The organism is Pseudomonas sp. B26(2017) (assembly GCF_002113045.1).
Classification (GTDB): domain Bacteria; phylum Pseudomonadota; class Gammaproteobacteria; order Pseudomonadales; family Pseudomonadaceae; genus Aquipseudomonas.
This window is the reverse complement of the sequence record NZ_NEJJ01000029.1, coordinates 1-2,007: the sequence shown is the minus strand read 5'-3', so window position 1 is coordinate 2,007 and position 2,007 is coordinate 1. Positions and strand designations below refer to the sequence as shown.

1 protein-coding gene is annotated in these 2,007 nt (G+C 64.5%); it reads right to left on the bottom strand.

Annotated elements, in window-relative coordinates:
- A partial coding sequence (locus tag CAF79_RS28570) for a DUF6531 domain-containing protein (RefSeq protein ID WP_139832642.1) occupies positions 1 to 2,007 on the bottom strand: 2,007 nt, incomplete at both ends.

Below are 2,007 nucleotides of genomic sequence, written 5' to 3'. Positions count from 1 at the left end.
AGCGCACCGCCCTTGGCGTAGTGGTAATCGAGCTTGCTGTTGTCCGGCAGGCGCAGGCGGGTCAGTTGGCCGCAGGCGTCATAGGTGTAACGCAGGGTGCCCCAGCCCTGATGCTCGCGCACCAGCCGATCCTGCAGGTCGTATTCGAAGGCCAGCGGGTGATCCTGGCCGTCGTCCACCCCGACCAGACGGCCTAAGCGGTCATAGCGATAGCTGACCTCGACCCCGTCCGGCAGGGTCTTGAGCAGCAGGCGTCCGGCGCTGTCGCGTTGGTAAGCGGTGACCAGCGTCGAGCCGTCGTCGCCGAACTCGGTCTTTTCCAGCAGATGGCCGTTGCGGTCATAGACGTACGCGGTGCGCCGGCCATCGAAGCCGGTTTCCTGTCGGATCAGTCCGGTCGGCGTGTAGTCCAGCCGGTACTTTTCGCCGGACTCGTTCTCGATTTCCGTGAGCAGCAGCTGCGCATGGTCGTAGCGGTACTGCACTCGTGTACCGTCCGGGTTGATCCGGCGGCTGACCAGGTGCAGGTCGTCGTCATACTCGTAACGGGTGATGCGCCCCTGTTCATCGCGTTCGGCGGTGATCTGGCCATAGGCGCTGTAGGACCAGGCGCGGGTGGCTCCGGTAGGCAGCGTCGTCTGGATCAGCCGGCCAACGGCGTCCCAGGCGTGGCGGGTGACCGCACCATGCTCGTCCTGAACCGTCGTCCGCCGCCCCAAGGCGTCGTAGGAAAACTTCCGAACCCCGCCGTCCGGCAGACTTTCCTCGACCAGTTGCCCGAGGTCGTTCCAGACGAACACATGGCGACCACTGTCCGGATAACGGATCGACCGCAACCGCCCCTGCGCGTCAAAGTGGTAATGGGTGACATGACCGTCGGGATCGACCGCCTCGGTGACGTCACCCTGGGCATTGCGCCGGTACGTCCAAACGGCATCGCCGCGTGAACGGCTGTGCAGGAAACCGTTACGGTACTCGTAGGACGTCGGTGCATCGTCCGGCGGAATCAGCGCGATCAGCCGTCCGGCATCGTCGTAGCGGTACTCGGTGACCGCGCCCAGCGCATCCTGCTCGGCAACCAGCCGGCCCGCCGAATCGTAGGCCTTGAGCTGCTCGCCCCCGTCCGCCGACACCTGACGCACCAGCCGCGCCGTGTCGTCGTGGACGTAAGTTTCTTCAGTCCCGTCGACGTAATGCACGGTGACGCTGCCGGCGTCATCCCAGACGTAACGCGTGTCCATCTGCGAAAACGACGCCCAGTGCCGCACGCAACGCGCCGCCTTGCCGGACCGCTCCCATGCCCAGAAGAAGCTCGCACCGCCAGCCAGTTGCCGTTGCAGGATGACGTGCCGGTCGTCGTAGTCGTAACGCTCGCTTTCGCCGACGGCGTTGGTCGCCTCGATCAATCGATGGCGGGCATCAAAGCGGTAACTGGCCAGCGTCTGCTCGGTACGCCAGGCCGCCTCGCGCCAGACCTGATAATCGACCGCGACCAGATGCGCCCGCTCATAGCGCAGCAACAACGAACGACCGGCCCCGTTATCCAGGCGCTGAATCCGGTCGGAAAGATCCCGATGCACCGTCAGACGATTGCCGTACGCATCGCTGATGGCGGTCAGACGCCCAACCCGAAAGTGATAAAACCGCGCGGCCTCACCCGCCAGCGCAACGATCAGCTCTTCCGGTTCATCCCCGAGAAAGATCGCCGCCCGCGACAGACTGTTGTGAATCGCCGGCCGCTCAACGCTCGGCAACGGAAACCGCGTGCGCCGGTTCTCATGGTCGACCCAGACCACCGCCGCACCATCAACCTCCAATCGATGCGCCAGCGAATGGCTCCAGCCAAACCCCAATCCAGCATCGATCTCGGCCGCACTGCTGCGATACAAGCGGCTGAACTCGAACGGCAACAGCCCATCGAGTACACCGTCAGTCAACGTCAGCAGTTCTTCCCCGGTGACCATCGACACCGGACAGCCGTTGGTGCAGGTCAGCGGCGCACAATCG